Raw genomic sequence first — 17638 nt, 5'->3', positions numbered from 1 at the left:
CGAGACGATGCGTGCGACCGCCGAGGCTCTGGAGAGCAGCGAAGCGATGCTGCACGACTGCGCCGCGAGGTCGCCGGACGAGGCCACCACCAGGCGGTTGCACGCTCTCGGCGATGCGGTCACCCGTGAGGCCAAGGGCATCGAGAGAAGGGCCGACGCCGTGGAGCCGCGGACGGCTTCGGCCGGCTGACTCCGCGGACGCCGGCGGCTACTCTCCGGCGATGCGGCCGATCATCGCGTGGGCGGTGGCGGTGACCAGCGCCCGGTCGTGGGTGACGGCGAACTCGAACTCGCGGTCCCGGTCGAGCCCGACGCCGCCGAGATCGCGGGCGATCAGAGCGACCGAGACGTGCGCGCCGAGCACCACGACCGTCCACTCGCTGGCCAGGGGGTCCTGGACGGTCAGTGCGGTGCCTCGCACCCCGGGCGCCGGTTGGGCCGGCATGTCGACGCCGAGCGCACCCACATAGGGCAGCCGGCGGGCGAGGTCGGTGAAACGGCGGGCGGTCGACGGCCGGAAGAACTCGGCGCGCTCGAAGCAGGCGAGCAGCACCGGCGGCACGGGCGCCTGCATCGCCGTCAGTTCCAGCGCCTTGGACAGCGGCACCAGCAGGTGCTTGGGCGCGCTGCGGACGCTGCGGACTCCATCGATCAGCTCGTACGGCGTGCCTTGGAGCACCGGGCCGAGCGGGTGTGGCGCGAACCGTTCCGGCCGGAACGCCGACGTGTCGAAGCGGCGCTGCGCGCGGCCCCACAACCAGCCCTGGCCGAGGGTGGCGCCGAGCACCTGGGCCCGAGTCAGATCGGCTTCGGTTTCCACGCCTTCGGCGACGACCTCGGCCCCGGATTCCTCGGCGTAGGCGCGCACGGCGCCGGCCACCGCGATCGTGGCCGGATCGGAGACGGTACGCAGCAGCAGCAGGTCCAGCTTGACGACCTCCGGGCGCAGCAATGGGATGAACGCCAGCGAGGCCGGTTCCACCCCGATGTCGTCCAGAGCGATGCCGCAGCCGGCGGTGCGCAACCGCTCGGCCGCCGTGAGGACGCCGGCGAGATCGTCGGCCAGGGCCCGCTCGGTGATCTCCACGACCACCTGGACGTGATCCGCGCGGCCGGCGAGCTCTTCGAGCACGACGTCGAGGTTGCTGGTGAGAGTGCTGGGCTCGATGTTGACGAACAGGGTCACCGGCCGCCCGCCGGTCAGCCGTGCCGCGTCGGACAGCGCCGCGCGCAGCGAGGCCCGCTCGAGGTCGGCCAGGCGCCCGGTGGCGCGAGCGGCGTCGAGCAGCGTCAGCGGCGACTCCCAGGGCGTGCCGGCGGGTCCGCGGAGCAAGGCCTCGAAGGCCAGCACGGATCCGCCGTCAAGATCAACGAACGCCTGATAGACGCAGTGCAACTCGTCCGCGCCGGGAGCCAGCAGGTGGTCGAGGACCCTCCCGGTGTCGTCCAGCCGGGGGAGGATGGTGTTCGCTGAACCCATGTCCACCTCATCGGCCGGCTCGGCGCGCGGTTGAGCATTCCGAGGAGATAGCCGGGCCTAACTCCCGGCGTCGTGCGTCGCGCGGTTGGCCAGCACGTCGTCCATGTGCGTCTCGGCCCAGCTCTTGAGGTGGCGCATCGTCAGGTGCAGGGACAGGCCGAGGTCGGTCAGCTCGTAGGAGACCGTGACCGGGACGGTCGGCACCACGGTGCGGCTGATCAGCCCGTCACGCTCCAGCGAACGCAGGGTCTGCGTCAGCATCTTCTGGCTCACGCCGGCCAGCAGGCGGGACAGCTCCGAGTAACGCATCGGCCGGGGCTCGCCGGCGCACGCGGGTCCGCTGCCGAGCGCGGCCAGGATCAGCGCGACCCACTTGTCGGAGATCCGGTCGAGCAGCTTGCGGCTGGGGCAGACCGCCAGGAAAGCGTCGTACTCCGCCTTGGCCCGAACCCGTTTCTGGGCCGCCGTCGTGGTTGCCATCAACCGCTCCTCCCCACCGCCGGGTGACCAACGCACCTGGAAGTGCCTACTTCCCGATAGGAAGTTACTCCCTCAGAGTGAGCGGATGTCCAACGAACCGAAATACTCACTTCCCGGCGGCACCTGGATGCTGGGAGACCTGACCGTCACGCGGTTCGGTTACGGCGCCATGCAACTCGCCGGCCCCTGGGTCATGGGTCCACCCGCGGACCACGGCGGTGCGCTCGCCGTCCTGCGCGAGGCCGTCGGCCTCGGCATCACCCATCTGGACACTTCCGACGCGTACGGGCCCCGCGTCACCAATCGGCTGATTCGTGAGGCGCTGCACCCGTACCCGGCGTCGCTTCACGTGGCGACCAAGGTCGGCGCCGTCCGCGACGAGCAGGGTGGGTGGCCGCCGGCCCGCGACCCGCGGAGCCTGCGCCGAGCCGTGCACGACAACCTGGAGACGCTCGGCCTCGACCGGCTCGACGTGGTCAACCTGCGACTCGGCAACGCCGAGGGACCGCAGCCGGAATCCGTCGCCGAGGCGTTCGGAACCCTTGTCGAACTCCAGCGGGAGGGGCTGATCCGGCACCTCGGCGTGAGCAACGCGACGGCCGAACAGGTCCGCGAGGCGAAGGCGATCGCGCCGATCGTGTGCGTGCAGAACATGTACAACCTGGCGCACCGCCGGGACGACGAGCTGATCGACGCGCTCGCCGGCGAGGGCATCGCCTATGTCCCCTTCTTCCCCCTCGGCGGCTTCAGCCCGCTGCAGTCGTCGGCGCTCTCGGCCGTGGCCGCCCGGCTGCGGGCGTCACCGATGGCGATCGCCCTGGCCTGGCTGCTGCGGCGGTCGCCGAACATCCTGCTGATCCCGGGCACCTCGTCCACCGCGCACCTGCGCGAGAACGTCGCCGGCGCCGGCCGCACGCTCTCCGACGACGACTTCGCCGAGCTCGACAAGATAGGCGACTGACAGGTGGCTGGGCTCAGCGGGCGGGCATGACGCCGCTGATCTCTAAGCTGGGGTGATGAGGGTTCTGTCCATCCAGTCGGCGGTCGCGCACGGCCATGTCGGAAATTCGGCGGCCGTGTTCCCGCTGCAGCGCATCGGTGTCGAGGTCGTGCCGGTTCCGACGGTGAACTTCTCCAACCACACCGGATACGGCGCCTGGCGAGGGCCGCTGATCCCGCCGGCGGATGTGGCGGAGATCCTCCTGGGCGTGCAGGAGCGTGGGGTGTTTCCGCAGGTGGACGTCGTGTTGTCGGGCTACCAGGGCGGGGTGGGGATCGGTGACGTCATCATCGATGCCGTCCGCCGGGTGAAGGCCGCGAACCCCGCGGCGGTCTACGCCTGCGACCCGGTGATGGGCAACGCCAAGTCCGGCTGCTTCGTCGCTCCGGAGATTCCCGACCTGCTGCGCGACCGGGTCGTGCCGGTGGCCGACATCATCACCCCGAACCAGTTCGAGCTCGGCTACCTGACCGGCACCGAGCCGGCGAGCGTCGAGTCGACGCTCGCCTCGGCCGACCTCGCCCGCGCCATGGGGCCCTCGACCGTGCTGGTCACGAGCGTCGAGCGTCCCGACCGGCCGGAGGGCACGATCGAGATGCTCGTCGTGGACGGCGCCGGCGCCTGGCTGGTGAGCACCCCGCACCTGCCGTTCAAGGCGAATGGGTCGGGTGACGTCACGGCGGCGCTGTTCACCGCCCACTACGTCGAGACCGGGAACGCGGCGGTGGCGCTGGAGCGCACGGCCTCCAGCGTCTTCGATCTGCTCGAGACCACCCACCGGTCCGGCGAGCGTGAGCTCCAGCTGGTGCAGGCCCAGGAGTTCTACGCCACGCCGCGCATGCAGTTCAGCTCCGTGCAGGTGCGCTGAGCACGCTCAGCGCGAGGTCGAGCCGGGCCTGCACGTGGCTCGCGCGCAGGCGCCCGCCGGCCTGGAGGGTCGCCAGGCCGTGCAGCGTCGACCAGACCACTTCCGCCCTGGTGCCGTCGGCGTCGGGGAAGGCGTCGCGGATGCCCGCGAACGCCCGCGTGAGCGGCCCGGGTGTGTCGTGGGCGGCGAACGCCAATCCGGAGGGCAGCGAGAACATCGCTTCGTAAACCCGCGGGTGCGCGGCGGCGAAGTCGAGGTAGGCGCGCGCCCGCGCCATCGGCGTGTCGTCCACCGCCTCCAGCGCGGCGGCGATGTCGTCGAAGCCGGTGAGCGCCACCGCGTCGATGAGCGCCTGGCGGCCGGCGAAGGCCGTGTAGAGCACCGGCTGGGTGACGCCGAGCTCCCCGGCGAGGCGGCGCATCGTGACGGCGGCCCAGCCGCCGGCCTCGGCGAGCTCCCGGGCGGCGCGGATGACCTGATCACGCCTCAGGACGAGATCAGGAGCGGGTCTGGGGGACATGCGAGGTAGTCTACCATCGTTAAATAACGTCGTTAGACAACGCCTCGAAGGGACCCCTCCCATGCAACTCACCGCCCTGCTGATCGGGCTCCTCGCCTGTGTCGCCATCATCGTGCTCGGCGCCCGCTTCCTGTTGTCCCCCCGGCGGGCGACGCTCGACTTCGGCGTCGCCGCGGACAACGTCCGCGCGCTGACCCAGATCAAGGGCGTCCGGGACATCGCGTCCGGGGTGGTGCTGCTGGCGGTGTGGGCGGCGGCCGGCCGTACGGCGCTCGGCTGGGCGCTGATCGCCGCGGCCGTCACCCCGACGGCGGACGCCGTGATCGTGCTCGCCAACGGCGGGAAGCGTGCGACCGCCCTGGGCATCCACGGGGTCACCGCCGCCGTGCTCGTCGCGGCGGGCCTCATCCTGGCGCTGGGATCCTCATAGCGCTCGCAGGAAGGCGTCGAGTTCCAGCAGATTGATCTGCCCGTAGTCCGTCGGCTGCAGCACGATGACGAGTTCCCGGCAGACCAGCTCCTGCCGGGACCGCGCGACGAACGACAGCAGGACCATCCGCAACAGGCTTTCGCGGTCCAGCCAATGGATTCGGGCCAGGTCCGCGCCGACCAGCGGCATGGCGAGCCGTCCGTGCTGGGCATGCTGGAACGTCGCGTCCCAGAGCCGGGCCAGGCTGTGCCACAGGTCCTCGACCCCGGAACGGGCCACCAGGTCGTTGCCCATCCGGCTGTACGCGACGGCGAACACCCGGCGGTCCGGTGGCCCCACCGTCGCGACCGTCCCGATCGGATAGCGCGACAGCTTGCCGATCGGCTTGCGCGACCGGGGCTCCTCGCCGATCACCGGCGCGGCGGCCAGGGCGGCGTCCAGTTCGGCGTCGAGCCGGCACACGTCGCCGCCGTAGCGCCGGTGCAGGACCTGGCCCTGGACACTGCGCCGGTTGATGACCAGGTCGTCGGTGGTGTCGGTGTCGAAGGTGTCGGTGAAGCCGGCGACGATGTGCCCGGTCTCGTCGAGCAGGTCACCGGCCTTGAGGGTGATCGATAGATGCGGCCGGCCGAAGTCGCGGTGCACCTGGCGCCTGGGCAGCGTGCGGACCAGACCCCAGAGCAGGCAACACCCGACCAGGGCGATCGTCAACGCGAGCGGCTCGCGGAACTTGGTCCCGAACACCTGCCCGATGAGCTGCACGGCGGCCGCGACGAGTCCGAACGCGATGAGCGCGTGCGCGGCGAGCCCGACCAGGCCCCTGCGCGTCGTGAGAACGAGCAGCAGCCGCCTACCTGAGGTCATACAGCGCATCACCCGAGAACAGATGGAAGACCCAGTCGCCGACGGTGGAGAAGGCATCCGCGGAATTCTGCGGCGCGAACGCGATGGACAGCGTGCCGCCGCAGCACAGCAGGATCACGACGACGATGACGACCCGCAGCGACACGCGCAGGCGGGGCCCGAGCCCGGGCCGGCGGCCGCCGTCGGTGCGGTCGACCCGGCGCGCGACGCGGGTGAGGTACCGCTGCGCGTCGGCGGTGCGGCGAACCGGTTGAGCCGCGCGGTGTCGACGTACCCCGGCCGGCGGCGGCCGTCGAACTGCAGCCGCGACCGCATGTAGGGCGAGTCGAGCGCCCGCCGGGCCGCCTCGCCGATGCGGTCGCTGATGCTGTGGACGAACTCGATCCCGTCCGGCCCGACCGCCGGGTTGCGGCGCAGGATCGGCAGCTCGCGGCGCCACAGGTACGTCTTGGTGTGCGCCGAGTCGGTGAACACCAGCACCCGCCCGCTCGCCTGGCGGGCGAACCGTTCGGACAGCCGTTCCCACAGCTCTGCCCGTTCGCGCGGGCTCACGAGCCTGCGCCGCACGCTCGGGTTGTCCAGCACCTTCGCGAACCACGCGCCCCCCGGGGTCAAATGGATCGGCAGTGGGCGCGGCGCGTGTCCGGGGCGACGTGGATCGCGGGCGTAGGCCGCGGCCAGGTCCTGGTTGCTGACCGGTGCGCCGCGGCGCACCTGGTGCACGTGCGACCACAGCAGCGTGCCGCCGGCCGGTGTGCGCACGTCGGCAGTGTCCGCGAGCCGGCGCAGGTGCTCGATGACCGTGGTGCCGGCCGCCGCCTCGACCACGCTCCTGGCCAGCTCGGCCGCCTCCCGCGTCCGCCGGGTCTCGGCCCGGCGCTCCGCCGCGATTCGCCGGGCGTCCCTGACGAGCCGGTCGTCGTCGCCGGGTGCGGTCATGGCACGCTCTCCGCCGGGAGCAGGCTTCCCGCCGGGAGCAGCAGTTCCGAGACGACGGCGGCGCCGCCGGGGCGGCGCATGGTGGCGGTGCCGGTGAAGACGTTGACCCAGAGCAGCAACTCGGCGGCCGGGACGGTCCAGCGGGCCAGCCGGAACGGCTCGCGCTCGGCGGCGCGGATCTCCGGGTCGTCCCAGCGCTCGATCGCCGGGAACGCCGGATCGTCCCAGGCGCTGACCGCGCCCGGCGGACCCGCGACCACGGCGACCGCGCCGACGTACGCCTCCCAGGCCCGCCCGGCAGCGGCGAACAGCAGCTCGTTCTCACTCGGGTTCGTGACGCCGGCCTCCCACACCCAGTGGCTGACCGAGTCCTCGACCCGCTCGAACGTGTACACCGACCCGGTCGGCAACCGCACCGCCGGGTCCGGGTCGAGGTCGGTCAGCGCCCAGCCGGCGCCGGTCAGCATCGCCTCGAACGCGTCCGCCGCGCCCAGCGACGCCGCGGCCAGCGCCGGCCAGTCGACCCGGAGCAGCTCACGAACGTCAGCGGTGAGCCGCCCGGGATCGGCATCGGTGCGCTCGGTGACGGCCAACGATCCTCCTCCAGATCAGTGGCCACGAGCGTACGGACGCGGCCGCCGGACCGCCCCCGGGCGAACGGGCGACCCGCGACGGGGGATCAGATGCGGGCGCCGACCGGTGCGCCGTTGGACGGGCGCAGGAAGGAGGAGGTGCGCAGGGAGCCGTCGGCCTGCCGGGCGCCGGTGGTGGTGGCGGGATCGGTGCTGACGAACGACCACGAGCCGCCGATGTTCCAGGAGTTGCCGCTTCCGCCCGAGTCCGCGCCGAGGGAGACGTTGACGCCGTTCGCCACCGCGAGATTCCCGGTCAGCGTCGCGTCCGCGTCGGCGAAGTCGAAGCCGGTGCCGGGGTTGTCCCAGGCCGTGCACCGCTCGATCACCAGGCGCCCGGGGTTGGCGTTGTCGATGAATCCGCCCGACGCGTTGTCCCAGGCCATGCTGTTGCGCACGACATGCGCCGCGGGGAGGTCCTCGTCGCCGCCGCCGAGCTTGAAGCCGTTGCCGTCCCCGGTGAAGCCGGGCAGTCCCCAGCGGTTGAACCCGTTGCCGTACGCGATGCTGTCCTGCACCGACACGGGGGAGAGGAATTCCCAGAAGTCGAGCCCGTCGTCGGAGTTGTTCCACAGCCGCGCGCCGCGCACGACATTGCCCGCGCCGGAGCCTTCCTTGATGGCCAGACCGTCGGCGCTCTCCCCGCTGTTGCGCGGGTCGCGGTTGCCGTAGCTGTCGAGGTTGATGATCTGGTTGTCGCCGGACGCGCCCTGCAGATGGAAGCCGGACTCGTAGTTGTTCTTCGTGACCAGGCGCTCGAAGACGTTGTGGCCGGTGTCCAGGCCGAAGATCCCGTACGGGCCGTTCACGATCTCGATCCCGCTGAGGCGCCAGTAGTCGCCTTCCAGGTGAATGGCCCCGCGCTCGGCCCGGGGGATGCTTCCGCCGACCGGCGCCGGTGTGTGCGGCATGTTCTCGCCGTCGATGACGACCCGCTCGCCGGCGTGGTTCCGCAGGGTGATCGGCGCGCCGGCGGTGCCGTTCTTCAGCAGCCGGATGTTGGTGCTCGGCGCGTAGGTGCCGCCGCGCAGGGCGATGGTGTCGCCGGGCTGGGCGAGATCGACGGCGCGCTGGACGGTCCGCAGCGGCTGCGGGAGCGTCCCGGGATTGCTGTCGCTCCCGGTGCTCGCGACATACAGCGTCACCGCGGCGACGGCCGCGGCGGGCGGGGTCAGGCCGCCGCCGAGGAGCGTGGCGGCGGACGCGACGAGGGCGATCAGCTTCATGAGGCTTCTCCAGTGGTCATGGTTCGTTCACCGGCGGAGCCCACGCCGACACATCGATGAACCTGAGGCTAGGTATCGCGCGTGCCGGTCTCAAGCCCCGGGCGTGCGCAGGTTTGTTGCAGTGCGGCCAGCCAGGCCCGACGCTCCGGAAGTTTCGGCAAATGTGGCGGTCTCATGTGTGGATCAATGGTCGTCCGATCGGCAGGTAATGAGTCTCTAGCAGGTGATGCTTCGGCATCCTGCCGACTGGGTTTCCGAGATGTTTCTGGAAGTTGTTGACAAGTCTTCTGGCGACGCCATAGCGTCACGACCACAGCAATCAATGTCGATCGATGTCACGCAGGACGACGGAGGGAGCAGATACATGAACGACACCGCCACCCGATCCGGAGGACGCAGACGGATGCGGCTGTTCCTCGGTGCGATCTGCGCCACGGTGCTGGCCGCCGGCGGCACGATGGTCGCGGCGCCCAGCGCGTGGGCGGAGGCCGACCGGACCGTCTCCTCGAACACCGTCGGCACGCACAACGGCTACTACTTCTCGTTCTGGAAGGACAGCGGCAACGCCAGCATGACGTTGCGCGCCGACGGCCGATACTCCAGCAACTGGGGCAGCGGCACCAACAACTGGGTCGGCGGCAAGGGGTGGGCCACTGGCACCCGGCGGACGATCAGCTACTCGGGCAGTTACAGCCCGAACGGCAACAGCTACCTCGCCCTGTACGGCTGGACCCGCAATCCGCTGATCGAGTACTACGTCGTGGAGAACTTCGGCACCTACAACCCCAGCAGCGGCGCCACCTACATGGGCTCCGTGACCAGCGACGGCAGCAACTACGACATCTACCGCAGCCTGCGGGTCAACCAGCCGTCGATCGACGGCACCGCGACGTTCTACCAGTTCTGGAGCGTGCGCTCGCAGAAGCGCACCGGTGGCACCATCACCACCGCCAACCACTTCGACGCCTGGGGCCGCTCCGGCCTGAACCTCGGCACCAACCACGCCTACCAGATCATGGCCACTGAGGGCTATCAGAGCAGCGGCAGCTCCGACATCACGGTCAGCGAAGGCGGTGGCGGCGGTGGTGGCGGTGGTGGCGGCGGCGGTGGCAACTGCACCGCGACGCTGTCGGCCGGCCAGCAGTGGGGCGACCGGTTCAACCTCAACGTCGCGGTCAGCGGCACCAACAACTGGAACGTGACGCTCGGTCTGGGCGGCGGCCAGAGCCTGCAGAACAGCTGGAACGCCGCCGTCACCGGCACCAGCGGCAACATCACCGCCCGGCCGAACGGCAACGGCAACAACTTCGGAGTGACGATCATGGCCAACGGCAACTGGACCTGGCCGACGGTCACCTGCCAGACGAGCTGAAGCGGGCAACCGCAGCGTGGCGCGGCGGCTCCGGCCGCCGCGCTCGCAGCGCTCGCAGCGCTCAGGACAGGACCGGCTGCGGGGTTCTCAGGAAGTCCCGGATCTGTTCGGCGGGCATCGGCCGCCCGAAGTGGAAGCCCTGCATGAGCGGGCATCCCAGTCGCCGGAGCCGGTCGGCCTGGTCGGCGGTCTCCACACCCTCGGCCACCACCCGCAGATCGAGCACCTGACCCAGGTTGAGGATCATCTCCACGATCGCCTCGTCCTCCCGGTCGTGGCCGATTCCGGCGACGAAAGAGCGGTCGATCTTCAGCGCCTCGACCGGGAACCGGCGCAGATAGGTCAGCGACGAGTAGCCGGTGCCGAAGTCGTCGAGTTCCAGGTGGACGCCGAGCCCGGCGATCGCCCGCAAGGTTTCCGCGGCGGCGTTCGTATCCGTCATCAGGGTGGTTTCGGTGATCTCCAGTGAGAGCGCGCGGGCCTCCAGGCCGGTTTCGGTGAGGACCGCGGCAACCGTCGAGACGAAGGAGGGGTCGGCCAGTTGAGCACTCGCGACGTTCACCGCCACCCGCAGACCGGGCCGATCCTGCTGCCAGCGCACCGTCTGGGCGCAGGAAAGGGCCAGGATCTCCGCCCCGAGCGGCACGATCAGTCCGGTCTCCTCGGCCAGCTCGATGAAGTCGTGCGGGCCGAGCAGCCCGCGGGCCGGGTGCTGCCAGCGGGCGAGCGCCTCGAACCCGACGACGGTGGCGGTGGCGCCGTCGACGATCGGCTGGAAGAAGGGCCGGATCTGCCCGTCGCTGATCGCGTGCCGCAGTTCCTCCTGGGTCTGTAGCCGCAGTTCGGCGGCGATGCGCAGCGCCTCGTTGAAGACCGCCACCCGGCCACGGCCGAGCTGCTTGGCCCGATACATGGCGACGTCGGCGTCGCGCACCAGATCCTCCGCCGTCTGGTCCTGGGTACGGTCCGCGTAGGCGATCCCGATGCTGGCCCCGACGGTGACCTCTCGGGCGCCGGCGGTGCCCGTGACGATCGGCCGGCTCAGCTCCGCCACCAGCCGTTCCGCCGTCTCCAGCGCGGCTTCCGGCGCGGCCAAGCCCGTGCAGACCACCAGGAATTCGTCGCCGGCCAGCCGGGCGACCGTGTCCACGCTGCGTGAGATCGAGATCAGCCGCCGGGCGATCTCGATGAGGACCTCGTCGCCGATGTGGTGCCCGAGCGAGTCGTTGATCGGCTTGAACCGGTCCAGGTCGATGAAGAGAACGGCCATCAGGTTGCTGTCGCGCCGGCTGCGGATCAGCGCCTGGTCCAGCCGATCGAGCACGAGAGCCCGATTCGGCAACCCGGTGAGCGTGTCGTGGGTGGCCTGTTGGGCGAGCCGGTTCGTGGCGGCTTCGGTCTGCGCGACCGTCTCGTTGAGTGCTCGCGCCACGAAGCTCAACTCGTCGCGCGTCTCCACCGCGGCCCGCCGCGTGAGATCGCCGCCCGCGACGGCGTGCAGGGTCGCCACGATCCGCCGGATCGGCCACGCGACCGACAGATAGAAACCGACGAAGAGGTACGCCGCGAGCAGCACCGCCAATCCGGTGGCCAGTTGAATCCGGTCGGCCCGGCCGGAGAAGCCGTCGATGCGGACCTGGAGGAGCCGGTCCAGCGCGGTCGCGGTCTGGGCGGCGAAGGCGGTGGCCGCATCCCGGACGGCATCGGAGGCATTCGCCGGTATGTCGCTCGGCCGGCGGTTCTTGACGGCCGCCGTCAGGGTGGCGTTCAGGGTGCCGATCGCCTCGTCCAGGCGCCGGAAGTTCTGGCCGGTCTCGGCGCGTACGCCGGGGTCTCCGGTTACGGCCATGGTGGTCGTGACCGCGCGGGCGATCGTCGCGCGGGTGGCCGCGAGAATCCCGTTGGTGAGCCCGAGATCGATCAGCGCGTCCGTCCGGGTGCTGGCCGGCGCCGAGGTGGCCAGCACGGCCAGATCCGCGCCGCGCCCGGCGTTGTCGAGCACGACGGGCAGGCGGAACTGCAAGGTGTCCATCAGGTAGTAGCTGTCGAGGTCCGGATCGAGAGTCAGGTTCGATGCATCGCCGACGCGCAGGATCAGATCGGTGAGCGCCCGCATGGCCGCGTTGTAGGCCTCGTAGCGCCGGCCGGCCGGACCGGCGGCCCGCTGCGCGGCGATGATCTGGCGCCGGGTGGCAGCCCAGGCGTCGCCGATGCCGAGACCCGAGGACAGGCGGCGGTCGACGGCATCCACCGTGCCGAGCTCGCGCTCGAACGCCATGGCGGGCCGGTCGCCGGTGACCGCGACGTGGCGGGCCTGAGCCACCCGGGAGGTCAGATCCACCAGTGGCGCCAGGTAGGCGACGCCGTTGCGCTCCTTGGCGCTGAAGGCGACCTGGTCGCGCTGCAGATCGACGTACGCGGCGGTCACGAACCCCAGCGGGATCAGCAGCACCAGCCCCACCACGACGAACTTCTGCGGGTAACGCAGGCGGCCGATCAGCGCGGCAGCCGCCCCGAACAGTAGACCGACGGCTCGAGTGACCACGATCTCCGCTCCTCGTCAGCCGCAGCCGATGCGACTCCCTTCCTATCGGCAGTTACTCGCGCATCGTGAGGCATTCGCACAGTTGCGTTACTTCGTGACTTCGATGACCTGGCCGGCGGCCCGCCGGCGTCACCGCGGCGATGAGTTCGGCGCGTCCATTCCGTGTCCAAGGATCGTCATGCCGCCGGTGGCCGCCCGCGTTTCCCGGGTCCAACGGCCCTGCTCGGCTCGCGTCCCGGCTCCTACGGTCAAGGCAGGCGAACAGACCCCAGAGGAGACCGCGATGGAAGCCGTGACCAGGTGGCGGCGCTGGATGTACCGCTCCGGCCGTCCCAACCGGCTCGCCCGGGCCATGAACCGGCTGTCCGCCTGGCAGTTCGGGTCGACCCTCGCGCCGTCCAACTGGGTGACGCTGGAGGTGACCGGCCGCCGGAGCGGACGGACCGTCACGTTCCCGGTGGTGGTCGCGGACCACCGGGGCGCGCGCTACCTGGTCTCGATGCTCGGGGAGCGGGCGAACTGGGTGGCCAACGTCAGGGCGGCCGGCGGTGCCGGAGTGCTGCGGCACGGGGTGCGGGAGCCGATCCGCCTGATCGAGGTCGACGTCGCCGAGCGGGCGCCGATCCTGCGGGCGTATCTGGCCGTGGCGCCCGGCGCGAGAGCGCACTTCCCGGTCGACCGGGGCGCGCCACTCGCCGAATTCGAACGCGTGGCGGCGGACTACCCGGTCTTCCAGATCACTGAAGGACGGGCGGCGACGCTGCAGTGAGCCACCCGGGAACGACCGAGCGACTCCGCGGCGGCCGGTTGTTCCGTCGCTGGTTCGTCTTCGTCACCGCGGGCGAGACCCTCGGGTTCCTGGTGCCCGCGTGCGCCGGGGCGTTGACCGTGCACGCGCCGGTCCCCATCGCACTGGCCGCGATCCTCGGGGCGGGCTTCGTCGAGGGGACACTGCTCGGGCTGGCTCAGGCCGTGGTGCTCAGGAGGGCGCTGCCGGGTCTTTCCGGACTCCGGTGGGTCGCGGCGACCGCGTCCGCCGCGGTCTTCGCGTACGCCATCGGCATGGTCCCGGCCACCTTCCCCGGCGCCGTGCGGGCCGCCGGACCGGTCGTGCTCGCTGGTGCCGGGGTGCTCCTCGGGTCGCTGTTGCTCCTGTCCATCGGGACAGCACAGTGGACGGTTCTGCGGTCCGTCGTGCCGCGGTCCGCGCGCTGGATCCTGAGCACAGCCCTGGCCTGGACCGCCGGACTGGGGGTGTTCCTCGCCTTCACGATGCCGCTGTGGCGGCCGGGACAACCGATGCCGGTGACCATCGCCATCGGCGTGGCGGGCGGTCTGCTGATGGCCGCCGTCAGCGCGGCGGTCACCGGCGAGGCCCTGCGCCGTTTGCTGCGGCGCTATCCGGCCGGCCCACCGGCGTCTCGGTGAGAAAGGTGGGCGTTCACATGACACGCCGCGCCCAGGGAACCAGCACGACCGGGCAGACCGCGTTCACCACCACGTCCTGGCTCACCGTGCCGAGCAGGAACGGCGTGCGCGGCGGCCCGCTGCGGGCGCCGACCACCAGCATCCGGCTCTGCCGGGCCGCCGCGAGCAGGGCGGTGGCCGGATCGCCGAAGGCGACCTGAAGCTGGATGCGGTCCTGGCCGGCGTCGCCGTCGAGCAGCACCGACAGCCGGTCGGCCAGCGCGCTCCGGGCCGACCGCCGCCGGAGCTCCCGGTCGGCGCCGCGCCGCTGTGCCTCCTGCGCGTCACGTGCCGGGGTGAACGTCGTCAGGCCTGGCTCGAGAACGTGGAGGAGCCGCAGCGGCAGGTGGTGCTCGGCGGCCTGCCGCAGCGCCGCGGTCACCACCTCGTGGTCGTGATCGCGGCCGTCGACGCCGGCGACGATCGGCAACGACGCCCAGTGCGCCCCGATGGTGAAGTCCATGCGCACAGCAGACGGCGTTCGCCGGTCCCGTGCTAGGTGCGTAGGTACCGACTTCCAGGGTCCGTTGTGTCGTGGCCGCCCACAGCCAGCACGGTGTCGCGGATGTCGCGGATGATGCTGTCGACGTCGTCGATCTGATCCTGCAACCGGCCGCGGACGGCGTTCTGCGGGATGCGGTTGGCGACGTTCTGCAGCTCGAGACCGTGCCGGAACAGCCGCTGGATCGCCCGCCCGCGCAGCGCATCGCCGATGGCCTCGCGATCCTCCAGCAGCCGCAGCCGCTCGGTGTCCGCACGAGCCGCAGTCAGCTCCAGGACCAGCGCGGCCTGTGCCGCCACGCCGGTCATCAGTTCGTGATCCAGCTGGTCGAACGGATGGTCCTCGGTGCCACGGGCGGCGAACAACAGCCCGGTCAACGTCCCGTCGGAGCTGAGCGGCGCGATCATCAGGTGCCGCATCGTCCCGGCGCGCGGATCGGGGCGGAACGGCACGGCGTCCGCCTCGGTGACCGTGAGCAGGTCACGGCCGCGGACCGTACGAAACGGTCCAGCACGACCCGCGCGTCATTGCCGGTGAGCAGCTCGGTCGTCGCCTCCGTGAGCGCGCTCTGCCAGGCCTGCCGGCGCCGTCCCTCGGCGAGCAGGGTGGCGTTCTCGATCGCCACACCGGCCGCCGCCGCGAGAGCGTGCACGAGTTCCTCGTCGTCGACGGTGAACTCGAGTCCGTCGCTCTGCTCGGTCAGGTAGAGGTTGCCGTAGACCCGGTCGCCGAGCCGGATCGGCACGCCGAGGAACGTCCGCATCGGCGGGTGATGCTCGGGGAAACCGACGGAGGAGACGTGCTCGGCGATGTTGGCGAGCCGCACCGGCTCGGGGTGGTCGACCAGCAGGCCGAGCATGCCCTTGCCTTCCGGAAGCCGTCCCACCAGGCGCACCAGGTCGTCGTCCATGCCGGTGTGGATGAATCGGGTCAGCGTCCCCTGGGACACGACACCGAGCGCGGCGTAGCGGGCATCCACCAGGTCGCGGGCCGCCTCGACGATGTGCCGCAGCACGTCGTCGAGATCGTCGGCGCGAGCCACCGCCAGATAGGCGCGGAGCAGCCCGCGCAGGCGGCCCTGGGTCGCCTGCACGTCTCGGGCGCTGCTGACCAGTTGCTCGAGGATCTCGTCGAACTGGAGCCGGGCCGCCTGTGCGAAACCCAGGCCGCCGACCGGGTCATCCCGGTCGGGCACAGCCGTTGCCGCCATCGTGCATCCCACCCGCCGATGTCGTCGTCGGATCGCTCTCGACAGCGTCAGCATGGCATCGTCCGGGTGTTCGGAACACCCCCGCGGCGGGGGCATCACAGGTGCGACGGGTCAATGCCTCAGCACGAAGCCGCCCGACCGGGTCGACCGCCGCTGAGGCCCCGGTCGGGCGGCTGGATCGATGCCGCCGGAATCTTCTGTTGTCGGCCGCTGCCCGGTTGGCGGGCATCGGCCCGTCGTCAGATCAGCCAACGGTGGCGCTGCACGAAGGGCAGTTCCGCCCACCGGCGGCCCAGGCCCCAGGTCCGGCCGGCGTAGGTGACGGCCAGCACGATGGCGCCGACGGCGTACATGAAGTGGTAGTCGGTGATCGGGTTGGTCGACGAGGTCGGCTCACCGGCGCTCGTCTGCCGGGCGAGCGGCCATTCGGCGATCCACATCATGGCCATCATCAGGGTCGCGGCGCCCGCGGCGATCCGCAGGCCGATGCCGGCGATCAGCGCCACGCCGATGCCGAGCAGGCCGAGCATGAACAGCCAGTTGGTCAGCGATGCGCCGGCGATCGAGTGGAAGAACCCCTCGAACGGGCCGACCGCCACTGAGGACAGGAATCCCTTGGTGGGGGAGCCGCCGTTGATCCACGCGCGCTCCGAGGTGGTCGCGAAACCCCAGCCGAAGGTCTTGTCCAGGAACGCCCAGAGGAACAGGAATCCGAGGGAGATGCGGAAGAAGGCGAGCACTCGGGCTGCCGTGGGGCTGATCGTCGAGCCGGGGGCCTCGGTGAGTTCGAGGCGCGCCGCGGTCCTGCGGCTGGTCGTTGTCATGGTGTCCTCCTATGTCGATGTCGACACCCTCACGATGCGCCGATCCGATCGAGGACACCCGGGCCCCAACGCCCGATCCGGCCGGGACCAAAGTCCCGACAGGTCTCCCGAGCCGCGGCCGGCCCCGGGAGATCGGGACCTTCGACCCTGACTCGCGGCGGTCGTCCGCGAAACGCTGAACGGGCCGACGAGCCGTGAGGTGACATCATGCGCGGGCGGCGGTCTGACCCAGGCGGTGACGTGCGGCCCGATCGATCGATGGAGTGGTCATGTTTCCTGATACCGACATCCTCGCCGCTCAGCCGTTGCTGACCGGCCTGACCGAGCACCAACTGCTGTTGCTCGCACCCCTGTTCACCCGCTCGATGTTCCACGCCGGCAACCGCATCTTCGAGCCGGGCGACCCGGCCGAGCAGTTCTGGCTGATCACCGATGGCCGGGTGACGGTCGACAGCGAGCTGACCGGCCACGCCAACGTCGTGCTGGAAACCCTGGGCGCCGGCTCCGTGCTCGGCTGGTCGTGGCTGTTCCCGCCGTACCGGTGGCATTTCGGGGCGGTCGCGGTGGCCACCACCGAGACTCTGGCGTTCAACGGCTCGCTGGTGCGCGCGTTGTGTCAGCGGGACCCGGGACTGGGCTTCGAGTTGACCACGCGCTTCCTGGAGGTGATGGGGTTGCGGCTGCAGAGCGCGCGGCGCCGGCTGGAGGAGTGCCGGCGGGCCACCGGCGGTGGCGATCCGCGATCGTGAGGCGACGCGGGGATGCGTCCTGCGATACCGCCCGTTGGCTCTCCCGCCGGCAGTGAGTTCCCGGCCGAGATCTCGCTGTCCTCCATCACCGGTGAACCCCTCGCCCAGCGCACCATTCTGATCACCAAGCCGTTCACTCCCGCCGAGCTGCTCAGCAGCCTCGGCGAGGCTCTGAAAGACACGTGACCCGTCGGCGCCGGTCTCACCGCTCGACCACCAGGCGGTGCGCCCGCAGCACGCGGGCCCACCAGGGGCGGCGCGCGCCGTCTCGCAGCGGAGGGCCGGCGGTGCGCTTCAGGCTGACCCAGCCGCCCGGGCCCATCGACACCGAGCCGATCGCCGGGCGGCGCCGCACCGCCACGGCGGCCGCGACCGCGACCGCCGTGGTGGCAAGGGCGGCCAGAGCGGCCAGGCCGAGACGGGTGACGTCGACGGCGGGACGGTAGACGACCGAGTGCTCGTCGACGACGTAGGCGCCGATCGGGCGTTCGCCCTGGCGTACCTGGACAACGGTTGTCATGACACTCTCC

Annotated in this window: 23 protein-coding genes; 9 read left to right on the top strand and 14 right to left on the bottom strand. The window is 71.1% G+C overall.

Translation table 11 applies throughout. The features are described 5' to 3' along the window. Positions 1-7 precede the first annotated feature (7 nt). On the top strand, positions 8-190 hold the full coding sequence (locus tag ACZ6TI_RS45000) for a hypothetical protein (protein ID WP_465351435.1): 183 nt from the start codon (positions 8-10) through the stop codon (positions 188-190). An 18-nt stretch (positions 191-208) separates the two neighbouring features. On the opposite strand, the gene ACZ6TI_RS44995 is transcribed toward ACZ6TI_RS45000, so the two are convergent. Together ACZ6TI_RS44995 and ACZ6TI_RS44990 are read right to left on the bottom strand one after the other, a co-directional pair. Next, a complete protein-coding gene (locus ACZ6TI_RS44995) occupies positions 209-1480 on the bottom strand; it encodes a sensor domain-containing phosphodiesterase (RefSeq protein WP_465351434.1) in 1272 nt (423 codons plus the stop codon). Between the two features lie 57 nt (positions 1481-1537). Then, positions 1538-1960, bottom strand: coding sequence for a winged helix-turn-helix transcriptional regulator (locus ACZ6TI_RS44990; RefSeq protein ID WP_465351433.1), 423 nt, complete (start codon positions 1958-1960; stop codon positions 1538-1540). An 85-nt stretch (positions 1961-2045) separates the two neighbouring features. On the opposite strand from ACZ6TI_RS44990, the gene ACZ6TI_RS44985 reads away from it, so the two are divergent. Next, complete coding sequence (locus ACZ6TI_RS44985) at positions 2046-2921, top strand: aldo/keto reductase family oxidoreductase (RefSeq protein ID WP_465351432.1); 876 nt, start codon at positions 2046-2048, stop codon at positions 2919-2921. Between the two features lie 55 nt (positions 2922-2976). After that, the gene (gene pdxY, locus ACZ6TI_RS44980) at positions 2977-3828 is read left to right on the top strand and encodes a pyridoxal kinase PdxY (RefSeq protein WP_465351431.1); all 852 of its coding nucleotides are present in this window, start codon (positions 2977-2979) and stop codon (positions 3826-3828) included. On the opposite strand, the gene ACZ6TI_RS44975 is transcribed toward pdxY, so the two are convergent. Then, positions 3806-4348 (bottom strand): TetR/AcrR family transcriptional regulator, encoded by a 543-nt coding sequence (locus ACZ6TI_RS44975; RefSeq protein WP_465351430.1) that lies wholly within the window; start codon positions 4346-4348, stop codon positions 3806-3808. The two genes, pdxY and ACZ6TI_RS44975, sit on opposite strands and share 23 nt — an antisense overlap. 61 nt (positions 4349-4409) lie before the next feature. Between ACZ6TI_RS44975 and ACZ6TI_RS44970 the strand changes: the two genes are divergently transcribed. Next, a complete protein-coding gene (locus ACZ6TI_RS44970) occupies positions 4410-4778 on the top strand; it encodes a DUF4267 domain-containing protein (RefSeq protein ID WP_465351429.1) in 369 nt (122 codons plus the stop codon). Here ACZ6TI_RS44970 and ACZ6TI_RS44965 read toward each other — a convergent pair. The 5 genes from ACZ6TI_RS44965 to ACZ6TI_RS44945 form a co-directional block, all read right to left on the bottom strand. After that, positions 4773-5642, bottom strand: coding sequence for a macro domain-containing protein (locus tag ACZ6TI_RS44965; RefSeq protein ID WP_465351428.1), 870 nt, complete (start codon positions 5640-5642; stop codon positions 4773-4775). The two genes, ACZ6TI_RS44970 and ACZ6TI_RS44965, sit on opposite strands and share 6 nt — an antisense overlap. Then, positions 5629-5787, bottom strand: a complete 159-nt coding sequence (locus ACZ6TI_RS44960; RefSeq protein WP_465351427.1) for a hypothetical protein — start codon at positions 5785-5787, stop codon at positions 5629-5631. Before ACZ6TI_RS44960 ends, ACZ6TI_RS44965 begins: the two co-directional genes overlap by 14 nt. Beyond that, the gene (locus ACZ6TI_RS44955; RefSeq protein WP_465351426.1) at positions 5757-6581 is read right to left on the bottom strand and encodes a hypothetical protein; all 825 of its coding nucleotides are present in this window, start codon (positions 6579-6581) and stop codon (positions 5757-5759) included. The genes ACZ6TI_RS44960 and ACZ6TI_RS44955 overlap by 31 nt, the downstream gene beginning before the upstream one ends. After that, the gene (locus tag ACZ6TI_RS44950) at positions 6578-7174 is read right to left on the bottom strand and encodes a hypothetical protein (protein ID WP_465351425.1); all 597 of its coding nucleotides are present in this window, start codon (positions 7172-7174) and stop codon (positions 6578-6580) included. The genes ACZ6TI_RS44955 and ACZ6TI_RS44950 overlap by 4 nt, the downstream gene beginning before the upstream one ends. 86 nt (positions 7175-7260) lie before the next feature. Further along, positions 7261-8439, bottom strand: a complete 1179-nt coding sequence (locus ACZ6TI_RS44945) for a right-handed parallel beta-helix repeat-containing protein (RefSeq protein WP_465351424.1) — start codon at positions 8437-8439, stop codon at positions 7261-7263. A 364-nt stretch (positions 8440-8803) separates the two neighbouring features. Here ACZ6TI_RS44945 and ACZ6TI_RS44940 point away from each other — a divergent pair, with 364 nt between their 5' ends. Beyond that, entirely contained in the window at positions 8804-9811 is a 1008-nt protein-coding gene (locus ACZ6TI_RS44940; protein WP_465351423.1) for a glycoside hydrolase family 11 protein, read from the top strand. A 61-nt stretch (positions 9812-9872) separates the two neighbouring features. Here the strand turns inward: ACZ6TI_RS44940 and ACZ6TI_RS44935 are convergent, their stop codons facing one another. Continuing rightward, positions 9873-12356 (bottom strand): putative bifunctional diguanylate cyclase/phosphodiesterase, encoded by a 2484-nt coding sequence (locus tag ACZ6TI_RS44935; RefSeq protein ID WP_465351422.1) that lies wholly within the window; start codon positions 12354-12356, stop codon positions 9873-9875. 283 nt (positions 12357-12639) lie between these two features. On the opposite strand from ACZ6TI_RS44935, the gene ACZ6TI_RS44930 reads away from it, so the two are divergent. Both ACZ6TI_RS44930 and ACZ6TI_RS44925 read left to right on the top strand, forming a co-directional pair. Further along, on the top strand, positions 12640-13125 hold the full coding sequence (locus tag ACZ6TI_RS44930) for a nitroreductase/quinone reductase family protein (protein WP_465351421.1): 486 nt from the start codon (positions 12640-12642) through the stop codon (positions 13123-13125). Next, positions 13122-13784: a hypothetical protein gene (locus ACZ6TI_RS44925; RefSeq protein ID WP_465351420.1), complete on the top strand. Its 663-nt coding sequence runs from the start codon at positions 13122-13124 to the stop codon at positions 13782-13784. The genes ACZ6TI_RS44930 and ACZ6TI_RS44925 overlap by 4 nt, the downstream gene beginning before the upstream one ends. A 13-nt stretch (positions 13785-13797) precedes the next feature. Here ACZ6TI_RS44925 and ACZ6TI_RS44920 read toward each other — a convergent pair whose 3' ends face one another. The 4 genes from ACZ6TI_RS44920 to ACZ6TI_RS44905 all read right to left on the bottom strand — a co-directional run bounded on the left by ACZ6TI_RS44920 (position 13798) and on the right by ACZ6TI_RS44905 (position 16359). Next, entirely contained in the window at positions 13798-14286 is a 489-nt protein-coding gene (locus ACZ6TI_RS44920) for a universal stress protein (protein ID WP_465351419.1), read from the bottom strand. A 32-nt stretch (positions 14287-14318) separates the two neighbouring features. After that, on the bottom strand, positions 14319-14777 hold the full coding sequence (locus ACZ6TI_RS44915; protein WP_465351418.1) for a GAF domain-containing protein: 459 nt from the start codon (positions 14775-14777) through the stop codon (positions 14319-14321). Then, positions 14732-15535 (bottom strand): GAF domain-containing protein, encoded by an 804-nt coding sequence (locus ACZ6TI_RS44910; RefSeq protein ID WP_465351417.1) that lies wholly within the window; start codon positions 15533-15535, stop codon positions 14732-14734. The genes ACZ6TI_RS44915 and ACZ6TI_RS44910 overlap by 46 nt, the downstream gene beginning before the upstream one ends. A gap of 239 nt (positions 15536-15774) precedes the next feature. Beyond that, on the bottom strand, positions 15775-16359 hold the full coding sequence (locus ACZ6TI_RS44905) for a DoxX family protein (RefSeq protein ID WP_465351416.1): 585 nt from the start codon (positions 16357-16359) through the stop codon (positions 15775-15777). A 269-nt stretch (positions 16360-16628) separates the two neighbouring features. Here ACZ6TI_RS44905 and ACZ6TI_RS44900 point away from each other — a divergent pair, with 269 nt between their 5' ends. Next, positions 16629-17108 (top strand): Crp/Fnr family transcriptional regulator, encoded by a 480-nt coding sequence (locus tag ACZ6TI_RS44900; RefSeq protein ID WP_465351415.1) that lies wholly within the window; start codon positions 16629-16631, stop codon positions 17106-17108. A 12-nt stretch (positions 17109-17120) separates the two neighbouring features. After that, complete coding sequence (locus ACZ6TI_RS44895; protein WP_465351414.1) at positions 17121-17294, top strand: hypothetical protein; 174 nt, start codon at positions 17121-17123, stop codon at positions 17292-17294. 16 nt (positions 17295-17310) lie between these two features. Here the strand turns inward: ACZ6TI_RS44895 and ACZ6TI_RS44890 are convergent, their stop codons facing one another. Continuing rightward, positions 17311-17628 carry a hypothetical protein gene (locus tag ACZ6TI_RS44890; RefSeq protein ID WP_465351413.1) on the bottom strand — a complete coding sequence of 106 codons (318 nt, stop codon included), beginning with the start codon at positions 17626-17628 and terminating at the stop codon, positions 17311-17313. Positions 17629-17638 lie beyond the last annotated feature (10 nt).

It is taken from the genome of Actinoplanes sp. NPDC051388, assembly GCF_055586225.1.
This window is presented reverse-complemented; position numbering and strand designations above follow the sequence as displayed.

What these genes read in the sequence shown, in the direction of transcription:
- ACZ6TI_RS44965 (WP_465351428.1), bottom strand. Translation starts at nt 5,642, where the DNA reads ATGACCTCAGGTAGGCGGCTGCTGCTCGTTCTCACGACGCGCAGGGGC.
- ACZ6TI_RS44995 (WP_465351434.1), bottom strand. Translation starts at nt 1,480, where the DNA reads ATGGGTTCAGCGAACACCATCCTCCCCCGGCTGGACGACACCGGGAGG.
- ACZ6TI_RS44970 (WP_465351429.1), top strand. Translation starts at nt 4,410, where the DNA reads ATGCAACTCACCGCCCTGCTGATCGGGCTCCTCGCCTGTGTCGCCATC.
- ACZ6TI_RS44940 (WP_465351423.1), top strand. Translation starts at nt 8,804, where the DNA reads ATGAACGACACCGCCACCCGATCCGGAGGACGCAGACGGATGCGGCTG.
- ACZ6TI_RS44895 (WP_465351414.1), top strand. Translation starts at nt 17,121, where the DNA reads ATGCGTCCTGCGATACCGCCCGTTGGCTCTCCCGCCGGCAGTGAGTTC.
- ACZ6TI_RS44890 (WP_465351413.1), bottom strand. Translation starts at nt 17,628, where the DNA reads ATGACAACCGTTGTCCAGGTACGCCAGGGCGAACGCCCGATCGGCGCC.
- ACZ6TI_RS44905 (WP_465351416.1), bottom strand. Translation starts at nt 16,359, where the DNA reads ATGACAACGACCAGCCGCAGGACCGCGGCGCGCCTCGAACTCACCGAG.
- pdxY (WP_465351431.1), top strand. Translation starts at nt 2,977, where the DNA reads ATGAGGGTTCTGTCCATCCAGTCGGCGGTCGCGCACGGCCATGTCGGA.
- ACZ6TI_RS44930 (WP_465351421.1), top strand. Translation starts at nt 12,640, where the DNA reads ATGGAAGCCGTGACCAGGTGGCGGCGCTGGATGTACCGCTCCGGCCGT.
- ACZ6TI_RS45000 (WP_465351435.1), top strand. Translation starts at nt 8, where the DNA reads ATGCGTGCGACCGCCGAGGCTCTGGAGAGCAGCGAAGCGATGCTGCAC.
- ACZ6TI_RS44945 (WP_465351424.1), bottom strand. Translation starts at nt 8,439, where the DNA reads ATGAAGCTGATCGCCCTCGTCGCGTCCGCCGCCACGCTCCTCGGCGGC.
- ACZ6TI_RS44910 (WP_465351417.1), bottom strand. Translation starts at nt 15,535, where the DNA reads ATGGCGGCAACGGCTGTGCCCGACCGGGATGACCCGGTCGGCGGCCTG.
- ACZ6TI_RS44985 (WP_465351432.1), top strand. Translation starts at nt 2,046, where the DNA reads ATGTCCAACGAACCGAAATACTCACTTCCCGGCGGCACCTGGATGCTG.
- ACZ6TI_RS44955 (WP_465351426.1), bottom strand. Translation starts at nt 6,581, where the DNA reads ATGACCGCACCCGGCGACGACGACCGGCTCGTCAGGGACGCCCGGCGA.
- ACZ6TI_RS44920 (WP_465351419.1), bottom strand. Translation starts at nt 14,286, where the DNA reads ATGGACTTCACCATCGGGGCGCACTGGGCGTCGTTGCCGATCGTCGCC.
- ACZ6TI_RS44975 (WP_465351430.1), bottom strand. Translation starts at nt 4,348, where the DNA reads ATGTCCCCCAGACCCGCTCCTGATCTCGTCCTGAGGCGTGATCAGGTC.
- ACZ6TI_RS44900 (WP_465351415.1), top strand. Translation starts at nt 16,629, where the DNA reads ATGTTTCCTGATACCGACATCCTCGCCGCTCAGCCGTTGCTGACCGGC.
- ACZ6TI_RS44990 (WP_465351433.1), bottom strand. Translation starts at nt 1,960, where the DNA reads ATGGCAACCACGACGGCGGCCCAGAAACGGGTTCGGGCCAAGGCGGAG.